This is a genomic window from Streptomyces sp. BV286 (assembly GCF_019090165.1).
Lineage (GTDB): Bacteria > Actinomycetota > Actinomycetes > Streptomycetales > Streptomycetaceae > Streptomyces.
Genome location: NZ_JAHRIB010000095.1, coordinates 1 through 12440 on the forward strand (window position 1 = coordinate 1; position 12440 = coordinate 12440).

The following is a 12440-nucleotide window of genomic DNA, read 5'->3' on the forward strand; positions in this document are numbered from 1 at the left end:
AGGTCACGTACAAGGTCGAGGCGACTCGTGTCGAGCAGCGCACCGACTTCGACAAGCTGATCGTCGACGTCGAGACCAAGCAGGCCATGCGTCCCCGTGACGCCATGGCGTCGGCCGGTAAGACCCTGGTCGAGCTGTTCGGTCTGGCGCGTGAGCTCAACATCGACGCCGAGGGCATCGACATGGGTCCGTCCCCGACGGACGCCGCCCTCGCCGCCGATCTCGCCCTGCCGATCGAGGAGCTCGAGCTCACCGTTCGGTCGTACAACTGCCTCAAGCGCGAGGGCATCCACTCCGTGGGTGAGCTCGTGGCCCGTTCCGAGGCCGACCTGCTCGACATCCGCAACTTCGGTGCGAAGTCGATCGACGAGGTCAAGGCGAAGCTGGCCGGCATGGGCCTCGCGCTCAAGGACTCGCCTCCCGGCTTCGACCCGACCGCCGCCGCTGACGCCTTCGGCGCCGACGACGACGCGGACGCGGGCTTCGTCGAGACCGAGCAGTACTAAGAGCTCGGGACCGACTGCCGGTTCCTGGCTGCGGCCCGGTTCGTGGCCGGTCGCGCAGTTCCCCGCGCCCCTGACGGGGCGCGGGTCCTCCGGAGCCTTGAAAGAGGTTTCGGATCTTCGACAGGCGATCGCCTGCTCGGACACTGACCTCGGTACCTGATACGGCCGGGGCAGACACCTAGGAGAAACATCATGCCGAAGCCCACCAAGGGTGCCCGTATGGGTGGCAGCGCCGCGCACGAGAAGCTGCTTCTCGCGAACCTCGCGAAGTCGCTCTTCGAGCACGGCAAGATCACGACCACCGAGGCGAAGGCCCGCCGCCTGCGGCCGTACGCCGAGCGTCTGGTCACCAAGGCGAAGAAGGGCGACCTTCACAACCGCCGTCAGGTGCTGTCGGTCATCACGGACAAGAGCATCGTGCACACGCTCTTCACCGAGATCGGCCCGCGCTACGAGAACCGCCCGGGTGGCTACACCCGTATCACCAAGATCGGTAACCGCCGTGGCGACAACGCGCCCATGGCTGTCATCGAGCTGGTGGAGGCCCTGACCGTGGCCCAGGAGGCCACCGGTGAGGCCGAGGCGGCGACCAAGCGTGCCGTCAAGGAAGACACCCTGAAGAAGGACGACGCCCCCAAGAAGGACGAGGCCGCCGAGGCCAAGTCCGACGAGGTCGTCGAGGACGCGGCTCCGGCCGACGCCAAGGACGAGTCCAAGGACGCCTGAGGCTCTGCCTGACAGTGAGCGGGTCCGCCCCCTACGGGGCGGGCCCGCTCTCGCGTTCCCGCAGGAGCGGGCCCTGAGAGGATCTGTGTGTGAGTGACGAAGTGGAGCCCGGGTTCGTACGGGTACGGCTGGACCTTTCCTACGACGGGAAGGAGTTCTCCGGGTGGGCCAAGCAGGCCGCGGGACGGCGGACCGTGCAGGGGGAGATCGAGGACGCCCTGCGGACCGTGACGCGGTCGGGGGACACCACGTACGAGCTGACCGTGGCCGGGCGGACCGACGCCGGGGTGCACGCCCGGGGGCAGGTCGCCCATGTCGACCTGCCCGAGGAGCTGTGGGGCGAGCACCGGGAGAAGCTGCTGAAGCGGCTGGCCGGGCGCTTGCCGAAGGACGTGCGGGTGTGGGCGCTCACGGAGGCGCCGAGCGGCTTCAACGCGCGGTTCTCGGCGATCTGGCGGCGGTACGCCTACCGCGTCACCGACAACCAGGGCGGGGTCGACCCCCTGCTGCGCGGTCACGTCCTGTGGCACGACTGGCCGCTCGACGTCGACGCCATGAACGAGGCCGCGAAGAGCCTCCTCGGGGAGCACGACTTCGCCGCCTACTGCAAGAAGCGCGAGGGTGCCACGACCATCCGTACGCTCCAGGAGCTGCGGCTGGAGCGGGGGAGTGACGGGATCGTCACCGCCACCGTGCGGGCCGACGCCTTCTGCCACAACATGGTGCGGTCGCTGATCGGGGCGCTGCTGTTCGTGGGGGACGGGCACCGGGGGCCCGACTGGCCCGGGAAGGTGCTCGCCGCCGGGGTCCGGGACTCCGCCGTGCACGTCGTGCGGCCGCACGGGCTGACCCTCGAAGAGGTCGGGTATCCGGCCGACGAGCTGCTCGCCGCCCGCAACAAGGCGGCCAGGAACCGGCGCACGCTGCCCGGCGCCGGCTGCTGCTGACAGGCCCCCGACGGTACGTAAGTGGGTACATATGCCCGCTGTGGTGTGTGACGAAACCCCTGCGTAACACGTACGTTCGGACGTAACCTCTGAAACTCAGTTATGATTTCGCTGCTCGGCTGAGAGTTCGATTAGGGGTTGGCCGAGTTCGGGTGGGGGTAACGGGCCGGATCGGCCCCGGGGGTTGTGCATGAGTGCAGTGGGGACTGCTCGTGTTCCGCAGAACAGGAAACGCAAGAAAACGCCACAGAGTCATGGGCTGCTGCCGACGCCGCCGGACGACGTGGAGAAGTACTCGTACAGCCGTCGGTACCTGTGGGTGCTGACGTTCGGTTCGCTGATCAGCTTCGCGTGTCTGGCGATGAGCCAGTTCCTGTTCACGGCGTCGAGCCCGTGGTTCTGGCTGACGCTGCCGTTGCTGGCGTTCATCATCGCGGACTACCTGATCTCGTTGTACCTCGACGGGCTCAGCAAGGACTTCGACATCAAGGGCCACAAGCGCCTCGTGCGCAAGTGGCAGCCCGCGGTGTACCCGAGCGTGGACATCTTCCTGCCGGTGTGCGGTGAGCCCCTGGAGGTTCTGCACAACACGTGGGTCCATGTGAACCGGCTCGCCGGCAGCTACCAGGGCGTCGTCAACACGTACGTCCTGGACGACGCCGACGAGGACGAGGTCGGGGCGATGGCCCGCGACTTCGGGTTCAACTACGTGGTGCGTGAGAACCGCGGCTGGTTCAAGAAGGCCGGCAACCTCAACCACGCCTTCGAGAAGACCGACGGCGACCACATCCTGATCCTCGACGCGGACTTCGCGCCGCGTGCAGACCTGCTGGACGAACTGCTGCCGCACATGGACGACGACGACAAGGTCGCCATCGTGCAGTCGCCGCAGTTCTTCCGCATCGTCGACCGGCAGAACTGGATCGAGCGCGGCGCGGGCGCCGTGCAGGAGCAGTTCTACCGGTCCGTGCAGACCTCCCGTGAGGACAAGGACGGCTCGATCTGCGTCGGCTCGTGCGCGATCTACCGGCGCGCGGCCCTGGAGCAGACCAACGGCATCACGCTGATCGAGCACTCCGAGGACATGTACACCGGCTTCGACCTGCGGGCCCTCGGCTGGAAGCTGCGCTACGTGCCCGTCGCGCTGTCCGCCGGAGTGTGCCCGGACACGGCCGGTGCCTTCCACAATCAGCAGTACCGCTGGTGCATGGGCTCGCTGGAGCTCCTCACCAGCAAGCGGTTCTGGGAGATGGACCTCAAGTTCAAGACCCGGCTCTGCTACGTGTCGGGGTTCCTGTACTACCTGCAGACCGCGCTCGCCACGTTCATCGCGCCGGTCATCCCGCTCGCCCTGATGATCCTGCGGCCCGACCTGCTGCGTGCCGAGGCCGCCATGTGGGTGCTGCCGAGCATCGCGTACGTGACGCTGGTGCTGCCGCTGTGGCACCGGGCGCCGTACCGGCTGGAGGCCTGGGCCGTGCGGATCATGTACGGCTGGTCGCACGTCTTCGCCGTCTGGGACGTGATGCGGGGCCGTCCGATGGGCTGGAAGCCCACGGGCTCGGCGGGCGCCAAGAAGAACGGCATGCGCCGCTACTGGAACTGCATGATCTTCTGGACCGGCGGCACGGCCGTGGTCTGGATCGTCGTCGCCGCCTGGCGCATGCTCACCCTCTATCCGCCGGACTTCGCGCTGATGCTGTCCGCCGGCCTCTTCTACGCCATGGTCGTCGGCCGCGTTCTCGTGCAGCCGCGTGCCCAGGAAGTGCAGGAAGCGACCGCATGAGTTTCTCCGTACGCCGAGTGCGGGCATCACGGCCCGTGCGGGCGCTCGTCGCCACGCTCCTCGCCGGTGCGCTGCTCGCCGGGTGCAGCACGTTCTCCGAGGAGGGCCGCGACCAGTACGAGCGCGGCCAGGGCGAGCAGCCGGGTCCCGAGGGCACCGGTGAGGCCAGTGAGTCCACGAAGCCGGAGCCGCCGTACGACGTGCGGCCGCTGCTTGACCCGAAGAAGAAGTACCTGGGCGTGGCCGCCGACGGCGCTCCCGCCAAGATGAAGGCCGTCCAGGACTTCGCGAAGCGAGCCGGCAAGAAGCCCAACCTGATGGAGTTCTACTCCGCGTGGGGCGACCAGTACGAGCAGGAGCTCGTGACGAACTCGTGGGACTACGGCGCTGTCGCGTTCATCGCCTGGGAGCCCTTCGAGACGAGCATGAAGGACATCGCCTCCGGCAAGGAGGACGCGTACATCCGTGAGTACGCGAAGTCCGTCAAGGAGCTGAACCTGCCGGTCGCGATCAGCTTCGCGCACGAGATGAACGGCTTCTGGTACCCGTGGGGCACCAAGAAGACGAGCGCGGCCGACTTCACCGCCGCGTACAAGCACATCCACGACCTCTTCGACGACGAGGGCGCCACCCAGGTCATCTGGGTGTGGAGTCCGAACGTCACCCACCCGATGCCGAAGGTGAAGCTCAAGCCGTACTGGCCGGGCGACGACTACGTCGACTGGGTCGGTGTCATCGGCTACTACGCGGCCACCGGGCCCAACACCTACCAGTCGCTGTACGGGCCGACGATGACCCAGATCCGCGGCTTCACGAAGAAACCGTTCATCATCGCGGAGACGGCCGCGCAGGCCGGTGAGCGCAAGCCCGCCGACATCAAGTCCCTCTTCGCGGGGACCGCCGAGCGCGACGACGTCATCGGGTTCGTCTGGTTCAACTTCGACAAGGAGACGGACTGGCGCATCAACAGCGGCCCGCTCTCCGAGAAGACCTTCAAGCAGGAGGCCGCGGACCCGCGCTTCGGTTTCGATGTGACGAAGCCATGACCGACCGACGCACGCCCACGTGGGCGGACGACTCCGAGCTGTACGACGAGTACGGATACGGACAGCAACAGGGTCAGCAGCAGTACGGCCACGGCGGCCAGGACCAGCAGCACCAGAACCACCAGAACCACCAGAACCACCAGCAGTACGACAACGGTGGTAACGGCTACCCGCAGCAGAACGGCCGGCACCAGCAGGACGGGCAGCACCAGCAGTACGGCCAGGGACAGCAGCAGCAGTACGGCCGCGGCGGCGAGGACCAGCAGCGGTACCAGCAGCAGGAGAGCCTGCGGCAGTACGCGCAGCAGGCCCAGGCGCCGTCCCGGGCGCAGCCTGCCTACCCTCCGCAGCAGGAGCAGGCCTACCAGCCCGGCTACTTCACCGAGACCGGCAGCTGGCGCTTCGACGTCCACGGCCGGACGACGTCGTACCCCGACCAGCAGACCTACGACACGTACGCGCCCTTCGACCCGTACGCCTCGTACACCGCGGTCGAGCCGGAGCCGGTCGCCGCGCCCGTGGCGCCGGAGCCGGAGAAGCCGGGTTACACGCTGCCGCCCGTGCAGGAGTCGGCGTGGGCGGTGGACGGCGGGCGCAGCAAGCTGCTGGGACGCTGGGTGCTGCTCTGCGTGCTGTTCATCCAGACGGGGCTCTCGCTGCGGCTGCGCGGCACCGCCTTCCAGGACGAGGCGCTCTACATCGCGGCCGGCCACTACGAGGTCGGCAACATCCTGCACGGCACGCCCGTCCCGGGTGACTTCGAGGGCTACTTCTCGGGCTACCCGAAGCTGTACCCGGTGCTCGCGGCCATGGCCGACAGCGTGGCCGGGCTCGCCGGAGTGCGCATCGTCAGCCTCTTCTTCATGCTCGGCGCGACCGCGCTGCTGTACGCGACGACCCGCCGGATGTTCAACGTCCGGGCGGCGCTCGGCGCGGCGGCCCTCTTCTCCGTCATCCAGTCGACGGTGTTCCTCGGCAACTTCGCCACCTTCGACGCCGCGGCGATCTTCCTGCTGGCCCTGGCCTTCTGGATCGTCGTACGGACCGGCCGGTCGCACATCCTGGCGGTCGCGCTCGCGGCGCCCCCGGCGTTCCTGGCCTTCGGTACGAAGTACGCGGCGGGCCTGTACCTGCCGACCCTGGTGGTCCTCGCGGTGCTGACCGCCTACCGCCACCGCGGGATGCTGGCGCTGGTCCGCGGTGCGGTGCTCGGCGGGGCGATGGCCCTCATGCTGGGTGTCGCCTACGTCTTCGCCGGGTCGCTCGGCGGTATCAGCCAGACCACCACCGACCGTGCCAAGGGCGCCGACACGGCGATGACGATCCTGCAGCACAGCTCCGAGTGGGGCGGGCTGATGTTCCTTGCCGCGCTCGGCGGCTCCATCGCCTATGTGCTCCGCCCGAACATGGGCGAGATGCCGTGGGTCGACCAGAAGGGGCCCGGGAGGTTCCGGCGGATCTCGCTCGGAGTGGTGCTGACCGGGACGGCGCTGCTGGCCCCGGCCTACCAGATCCACCTCCAGACGGAGATCTCGCTCTTCAAGCACGTGGGCTTCGGCCTGCTCTTCGCCGGACCGATGGCGGGCCTCGGCATGTCGCGGCTCGTCGGACCGCACTTCCGGCACCCGCAGCTCGGGATCATCCTGTACGTGCTGACGCTGGTGTTCGGCATGGTGCAGTCGCAGCAGGCGTACAGCTTCCCGGACTCCAAGGAGATGACGGCGATCCTGCGCACCATGGTCGACCGCAAGGGCAGCTATCTCGCCGAGGAGCACGAGGTCCCCGCGTACTACCTGCGGGACAAGACCGACTACGACCAGTGGCAGAGCACGTTCGGCATGGACTACAAGGACAAGAAGGGCAAGCAGTACTCCGGCCCCGACGCCTACCGTGCCGCGGTCAAGGACGCCAAGTTCGACATCATCGTGCTGCGCGGGACGGTCACGCCCGAGGTCGACCAGGCCGTGACCGACGCGCTGCGCGGAAATTCCCACTACCGCCTGGCAGCCGTGTCGCGCTTCACCACGAGCAAGGGCGACGGCGCGTTCCGGATTTGGGTGAAGCGATGAGTGTCAATGCCTCTCCGCCGTACGGCGGCGGATACCCCGACGCCCAGGGGGGCCAGGACCCGTACGCGGGTCAGGGCGCCTACCCCGGGCAGGACACGTACACCGGCCAGGGCGGTTATACGGACCAGGGCGGTTACGCCGGCCCCGGTCAGGTGCCCTACACCGGGCCCGGACACGGCACGTACGCCGATCCCGGGCAGGGCGCGTACGGCGGCTCCGGCGGGTACGCGGCGCCCGGGCAGTACGCCGACCCGGGCGCCCATGCCGCCCCGGGGCAGCAGGAAGCGCACGTGGCCGAGCCCGTCACGCCGGATCCGGTCGACCCGGAGCCGCCCGCGGACGCGTCCGGCGACGAGGAGCCCGAAGACCCGAAGGGCGGACGGTTCGCCACTGCAGTGACCTTTCTTCTGCCCACGGTGGTCGCTTTCGCGCTGATCCTGCGCGGCATCGGCGACCGACAGCTGTGGCGGGACGAGCACGCCACCTGGTGGGCGGCCTCGCTGTCCCTGCACGACCTGAGCCTGCTGATCCGCTCGATCGACGTCGTGTTCACGCCGTACTACGTGTTCATGCACGCCTGGGTCGCCGTCGCCGGGGACTCCCCGACGGCGCTGCGCATCCCGGGCGCGGTGGCCATGGCGGCGTCCGCCGGCCTGCTCGCCCTGCTCGGGCGACGGCTGTTCACCACACAAGCGGGCATCCTCGCGGGACTCGCCTTCGCCGTCGTGCCGATCACGACCCGGTACGGCCAGGAGATCCGGCCGTACGCCTTCGCCGTGGCGGCGGTCCTGCTGTCGACGCTTCTGCTCGCGCGGGCGCTGGACAAGCCGTCGTTCAAGGTGTGGGTCGCCTACACGCTGTCGGTGCCGCTGATCGGCTGGAGCCACCTGGCCTCGATGGCGGTGCTCGGCGCGCATCTCGTGATGATCGTGATGGCGCGGCGCGCGGGCGACAAGATCGTGGGCTGGGCCTACGCCGCCGCCTTCACCCTGGGCATGTGCTTCGTCGTCCCGATGGCCGTCTCGGGCTCGGGGCAGAGCGGGCAGATCGCCTGGAACAACCCCGGCTTCGACGACCTGATGGACTTCCCCAAGAACCTCTTCGGTTCCTGGGCGGTGGCCGTGCCGGTCATGGTGCTCGGCGCGATCGGGCTGTTCTTCGCGGGCCGGCTGGCCCTGCCGCTGGCCGTGTGGATCGTGCTGCCGCCGGTGGCGACCTACGTCACCGCCGCGCAGCTGCACCTCTTCCTGCCGCGCTACCTGCTGTTCACGGCGCCCGCCTGGGTGCTGCTCGCGGCCGTAGCCGTGGTCCGGATCGCAGGGCCCGTGGCCGGGGCGAAGGCGGGGAAGGGCGCGGCCGCCAGGCGGGGCTTCGGCTGGGTGCTCGTGGCCGCCATGGTCGCCGGGATCGCCTTCCAGTCGCTGCCGGGCATCCGGGAGACCCGCCAGAACGCGCTGGGCGAGCCGGACTTCCGGGGTGCCGCGCAGCTCATCGAGGCCGGGCAGAAGAAGGGCGACGGCATCGTCTTCAGCGGTGTGATGACCGAGCGCCGGGCCATGGCCTACGAGCTGCGCGACGACGCGGGCCGTCCGAAGGACTGGCTCATGTACCGCACACCGCAGGAGCGGGGCTCGTTCGACGCGGCCGAGTGCCCGCACCCCGCCAAGTGCCTGGCCAAGGCCGACCGGCTGTGGCTCGTGTCGACGACGCTCGACGGGAAGCCGTTCAGCGGGATGCCGAAGACCTCGGCCACCGTGATCCAGAAGAGCTTCAAGGTCGTGAAGACCAAGAAGCTGAAATACCTCCAGCTCGTGCTCCTCGAAAGGACACGCGCCGCGACGGACGACACGTCCGTGGACAAGGACGACGCCGCCAAGCGCAAGGTGCACACCTGAGTTGGGATCCGGGCGCGGGAGACCCCGTGCCCGGTTGGGGGGCAATCGAATGGGGAGGGAAAAGAGATGACGTACGACGTGGGGGCGGACGTGGCTGTCACCGTGGTGATGCCTACGTACAACGAAGCCGCCAATCTGCCGAGAATGGCCGAGGCTGTGCTTCAACTGCCGCTGAACGGGCTCCACTTGAAGGTAGTGGATGACTCCAGTCCGGATGGTACAGGACAGATCGCCGAGGATCTGGCGGAGAAGTTCAACTGGGACGGGCGGCGCCGGATGAGCGTGCTGCACCGCACCGAGAAGGACGGCCTCGGGCGCGCGTACGTCGCGGGCATGAGCGCCGCGGTGGACGAGGGCGCGCAGTACGTCGTGCAGATGGACGCCGATGGCAGCCACCCCGTGGAAGCGGTCCCACGGATGCTCGGCACGGCCGTGGCGTCGGGTGTCGGCCTGGTCATAGGCAGCCGTTACGTCGAGGGCGGCCAGCTCGACGACGACTGGGGCGCGCACCGCGTGCTGCTGTCCCGTTTCGCGAACCGCTACGCGCGTACCGTGCTCGGCACGAAGATCCGTGACATCACCGCGGGCTTCAACCTGTGGTCCGCGCAGACCCTGCGCGATGTCGACCTGCACTCCCTGGACAGCGCCGGTTACAGCTTCCAGGTCGAGCTCAAGTACAAGGCCGTACGAGCCGGTCACTCCGCGGTCGAGATCCCGATCCGCTTCGAGGAGCGGACCGAGGGCGTCTCGAAGATGACCCTGCGTACGCAGCTGGAGTCGGCCATGGTGCCGGTGAAGCTGCGGCTCAAGCACAAGTAGTGCCGCTGCCCGGGCGCGGGTGACGTAAAGAGCGGCGGCCCGATTTCAGGCGGGCCGCCGCTCTTCCGGTCGTCCGGGGTCCTACCGGCCGCTGTACCGGACGGGCCGGTGCGGCTACTGGTTGGCGGCCTCCGAGGCCTGGGCCTCGCCGCGGCGGCGGATCTGGCGGAACGTGAACTCGGCCAGGTCGTCGCCGGTGGTGAAGACCGCGGCGTCCTTCTGGGTCACGTCCTTGCCGCTGGTGAAGCCGGCGACCGTGAAGTAGGCGTAGCGGCCGTACGAGTTGGTGGTCGAGCGGCAGATCGCGGAGCGGCAGAAGACGGCGACGCCCTCACCGGAGAGGGACTCGACGACGCTTTTGTCGTCGGCGTCGGTCTTCGCCTTGAGCGCCTTGGCCTCGGTGTCGAAGACGGCCACGCCGACCGTCACCGCGACGCCGTCCTTCTCGTAGGTGACACGCATGAGGCGCGTGCAGTCGTTCTTGGTGAGAACCGCGCCGAGCGTGCCCTGGGCGGCCGACGCGCAGTTCTTCGTGGACGCGATCGCGCCCTTCTTGTAGACGGTCTCGCCCATCGTCAGCTGGGTGCCCGGGAAGAAGGTGTCCGGCGCGAGCGGCGCTGTGTCCTTCTTCACGTCGGATATGAAGTCCTTCGGGTCCAGCGGCGGCGGCGCCGAGGTCTCCTCGAAGGACGGGCCGGGGCCGGTGGTGTCCGACGGGATGTCCGCGGAGGCGGGCAGCTCGGAGGCAGGCCTGTTCGAGGCCTGTTCGTTGCCGTCCGCCGAGACCACGGCCACGGCGACGGCCGCGCCCACGGCGATGGTGGCCAGGGCTCCGCCGCCGACCAGCAGCCATCTGCGGCGCCGGTTGCGTGTTTCGGACGCCTCTGCCAGCGCCGCCCAGTCCGGAGACTGATTGCTCCACTGCGGCTGCTGAGAACCCGATCCCCCGGAACCCCACTGGGGTCCCCCCTGCCCAAAGCTCATGGGGCGCATCTTAGACGGGACAGGGGGTGTGCTGGTCCGTGTCCCTCAGCACTCGAAGTCCTGACGTGTCAAGCGTGAATGAGGCCAAACGGGGCATCTCAGGGTGCTTGGTGCGGCCGACGCGCCGCGATGAGCGGGCCTTGACCGGAGGTGCGTCGCGTGCGGGTGGCGCGCGGACGCCCTGCGTACGCCGGGTGCGAGGAGGTGTACGAACGCGGCTCCACCGCCGTCGTGCGGCGGCCGGCCGGGCCCCGCGTGCCCGCGGCGGGCCGCCCTGAAACCCGGTGGGCGCCGGGGGGTGATCCCGCGTTTTGACCCGTACGGGCCACCGCAGGTATTCTTGCGGTTCGTTATGTGTATTGGCTTGCTCATTCTCACGTGAGGGGCCCTTACACCGGTCCACCGGGCCGATGACCAGCGGCAGGACTCGGTTGCGTCACCGAGGTCCGCCAGGGCTGTCGTACATCGTCCGTGGTGGTCCATGTCAGGACCCACTCACTGAAGAAGCGAAGGCTACGACCGTGCGTACGTTCAGCCCCAAGCCCGGCGACATCACTCGCCAGTGGTACGTCATCGACGCCCAGGATGTCGTCCTGGGTCGTCTGGCGACCACTGCCGCGAACATTCTGCGGGGCAAGCACAAGCCGATTTACGCGCCTCACGTCGATGCTGGTGACTTCGTCATCATCATCAACGCCGACAAGGTGCACCTCTCCGGCAACAAGAAGACCCAGAAGCTGGCGTACCGCCACTCCGGTTACCCGGGTGGTCTGCGCTCCGTCCGTTACGACGAGCTGCTGGCGAAGAACCCCGAGAAGGCCGTCGAGAAGGCCATCAAGGGCATGATCCCCAAGAACACCCTGGGCCGTCAGGTGCTCTCGAAGCTGAAGGTCTACTCGGGCGACCAGCACCCGCACGCTGCCCAGCAGCCGGTGCCGTTCGAGATCACCCAGGTCGCGCAGTAGTTCCGGCCACCCCCTAAGACGAAAAAGAATCTGAGGAGAATCGTGGCCGAGACCACCGTTGAGCAGCCGGTCGAAGAGACTGAGACCGAGCTTGTCGACACCGAGAGCTACACCACCGAGTCCGAGGTGCCCGTCGAGGGCGAGTACACCTCGGAGTCCCTCGCCGGCCGCTTCGGCGACCCGCAGCCGGCCGCCGGCCTGGGCCGTCGCAAGAACGCCATCGCCCGCGTCCGGATCGTCCCGGGCTCCGGCAAGTGGAAGATCAACGGTCGCACCCTTGAGGACTACTTCCCCAACAAGGTGCACCAGCAGGAAGTCAACGAGCCCTTCAAGGTGCTCGAGCTCGACGACCGCTACGACGTCGTCGCCCGCATCTCGGGTGGCGGTGTCTCCGGTCAGGCCGGCGCCCTGCGTCTCGGTGTGGCCCGCGCCCTGAACGAGGCGGACGTGGACAACAACCGCGGCGCCCTGAAGAAGGCCGGCTTCCTCAAGCGCGACGACCGTGCGGTCGAGCGCAAGAAGGCCGGTCTCAAGAAGGCCCGTAAGGCCCCGCAGTACAGCAAGCGCTAAACATCGCTCGCTGTTCTGCACGAAACGCCCCGGCGGCACGTTCTGTGCCGCCGGGGCGTTCGTTTACCACGAGCTGTGTGTGAGCCGTTTACCACAGGCCGTGTGCGTGAGCCGCGCACCACGGCCT

At 68.4% G+C, this 12440-nt stretch carries 11 protein-coding genes; 10 read left to right on the forward strand and 1 reads right to left on the reverse strand.

Translation table 11 applies throughout. The features are described 5' to 3' along the window. The 8 genes from KUF83_RS12690 to KUF83_RS12725 all read left to right on the forward strand — a co-directional run. Positions 1-506 (forward strand): DNA-directed RNA polymerase subunit alpha C-terminal domain-containing protein (locus KUF83_RS12690; protein WP_302828514.1); only part of this gene is annotated, 506 nt, incomplete at its 5' end. 192 nt (positions 507-698) lie between these two features. Beyond that, the gene (gene rplQ / locus KUF83_RS12695; protein WP_217454754.1) at positions 699-1232 is read left to right on the forward strand and encodes a 50S ribosomal protein L17; all 534 of its coding nucleotides are present in this window, start codon (positions 699-701) and stop codon (positions 1230-1232) included. Between the two features lie 89 nt (positions 1233-1321). Next, positions 1322-2179 carry a tRNA pseudouridine(38-40) synthase TruA gene (truA, locus tag KUF83_RS12700; protein ID WP_217454755.1) on the forward strand — a complete coding sequence of 286 codons (858 nt, stop codon included), beginning with the start codon at positions 1322-1324 and terminating at the stop codon, positions 2177-2179. A gap of 190 nt (positions 2180-2369) precedes the next feature. Beyond that, entirely contained in the window at positions 2370-3965 is a 1596-nt protein-coding gene (locus tag KUF83_RS12705) for a glycosyltransferase family 2 protein (RefSeq protein WP_217454756.1), read from the forward strand. Continuing rightward, positions 3962-5011, forward strand: a complete 1050-nt coding sequence (locus KUF83_RS12710; protein ID WP_217454757.1) for a glycoside hydrolase family 26 protein — start codon at positions 3962-3964, stop codon at positions 5009-5011. Before KUF83_RS12705 ends, KUF83_RS12710 begins: the two co-directional genes overlap by 4 nt. Continuing rightward, positions 5008-7080, forward strand: coding sequence for a glycosyltransferase family 39 protein (locus tag KUF83_RS12715; protein ID WP_217454758.1), 2073 nt, complete (start codon positions 5008-5010; stop codon positions 7078-7080). The genes KUF83_RS12710 and KUF83_RS12715 overlap by 4 nt, the downstream gene beginning before the upstream one ends. After that, positions 7077-8975 carry a glycosyltransferase family 39 protein gene (locus KUF83_RS12720; RefSeq protein ID WP_217454759.1) on the forward strand — a complete coding sequence of 633 codons (1899 nt, stop codon included), beginning with the start codon at positions 7077-7079 and terminating at the stop codon, positions 8973-8975. Before KUF83_RS12715 ends, KUF83_RS12720 begins: the two co-directional genes overlap by 4 nt. A gap of 66 nt (positions 8976-9041) precedes the next feature. After that, entirely contained in the window at positions 9042-9794 is a 753-nt protein-coding gene (locus KUF83_RS12725) for a polyprenol monophosphomannose synthase (RefSeq protein ID WP_217454760.1), read from the forward strand. A 114-nt stretch (positions 9795-9908) separates the two neighbouring features. Here the strand turns inward: KUF83_RS12725 and KUF83_RS12730 are convergent, their stop codons facing one another. Beyond that, positions 9909-10778, reverse strand: a complete 870-nt coding sequence (locus tag KUF83_RS12730; RefSeq protein ID WP_217454761.1) for a hypothetical protein — start codon at positions 10776-10778, stop codon at positions 9909-9911. A gap of 521 nt (positions 10779-11299) precedes the next feature. Here KUF83_RS12730 and rplM point away from each other — a divergent pair. Together rplM and rpsI are read left to right on the forward strand one after the other, a co-directional pair. Further along, on the forward strand, positions 11300-11743 hold the full coding sequence (gene rplM / locus KUF83_RS12735) for a 50S ribosomal protein L13 (RefSeq protein ID WP_055614906.1): 444 nt from the start codon (positions 11300-11302) through the stop codon (positions 11741-11743). A gap of 42 nt (positions 11744-11785) precedes the next feature. Next, a complete protein-coding gene (rpsI, locus tag KUF83_RS12740) occupies positions 11786-12313 on the forward strand; it encodes a 30S ribosomal protein S9 (RefSeq protein WP_217454762.1) in 528 nt (175 codons plus the stop codon). Positions 12314-12440 lie beyond the last annotated feature (127 nt).